1 protein-coding gene is annotated in these 1,276 nt (G+C 40.0%); it reads left to right on the forward strand.

The features are described from left to right. On the forward strand, positions 1-1,276 hold a 1,276-nt coding region (locus GQR44_RS19575), incomplete at both ends, for a VCBS domain-containing protein (RefSeq protein ID WP_205963135.1).

Genomic DNA, 1,276 nt, shown 5'->3' on the forward strand with positions numbered 1-1,276 from the left:
TCAGAGTTTAAGTGAGACGAATGAAGCTATTACCACTAGCGGACAACTAACTGCCAGTGATGTCGATAATGAAGATAATGCTTTTAAAACTAGCACTTTAGTTGGTACATACGGCACGTTTAATATTGATGAATCTGGGGCTTGGACTTTCATAGCTAATGACGCTTTTGATGCCTTGAATGAAAATGAAAACATATCCGAAACCTTCAGCGTCGCGAGTATTGATGGTACAGCTAGCACCGTTACCATACAAATTAATGGTACTAATGATGCGGCTACGGTAAGTAGCGAAAGTCAGAGTTTAAGTGAGACGAATGAAGCTATTACCACTAGCGGACAACTAACTGCCAGTGATGTAGATAATGAAGATAATGCTTTTAAAACTAGCACTTTAGTTGGCACATACGGCACGTTTAATATTGATGAATCTGGAGCTTGGACTTTCACCGCGAACGACAATTTTGATGCCTTGAATGAAAATGAAAACATATCTGAAACCTTCAATGTCGCGAGTATCGATGGCACAGCGAGCAAAGTCACTATTCAGATTAACGGCACTAATGATGCGGCTACGGTAAGTAGCGAAAGTCAGGAAATTAATGAAACAGATTCGGCTATTACTACTGGCGGTCAATTAACATCGAATGATGTTGATAATGAGGATAATACCTTCATTTCTGATACGCTAATCGGCACATACGGTACGTTTAATATTGATGAGTCTGGTGCTTGGACTTTCATCGCTAATGACGCTTTTGATGCCTTGAATGAAAATGAAAACATATCCGAAACCTTCAGCGTCGCGAGTATCGATGGCACAGCTAGCACCGTTACTATTAAAATTAACGGCACCAATGATACGGCTACGGTAAGTAGTGAAAGTCAGAGTTTAAGTGAGACGAATGAAGCTATTACCACTAGCGGTCAACTAACTGCTAGTGATGTAGATAATGAGGATAATACCTTCATTTCTGAAACATTGGTTGGCAGCTATGGCACGTTTAATATTGATAAATCTGGCACTTGGACTTTCACCGCGAACGATGCTTTTGATGCCTTAAATGAAAATGAAAACATATCAGAAACCTTCAATGTAGCTAGTATCGATGGCACAGCTAGCACCGTTACCATACAAATTAATGGTACTAATGATGCCGCGGTAGTGAGTAGTCAGCGTTTGGAAGTAGATGAAACAGATTCGGCTATTATTACCGGCGGTCAATTAACATCGAATGATGTTGATAATGAGGATAATACCTTCATTTCTGATACGCTA

It is taken from the genome of Psychromonas sp. SA13A, from assembly GCF_011378715.1.
Lineage (GTDB): Bacteria > Pseudomonadota > Gammaproteobacteria > Enterobacterales > Psychromonadaceae > Psychromonas.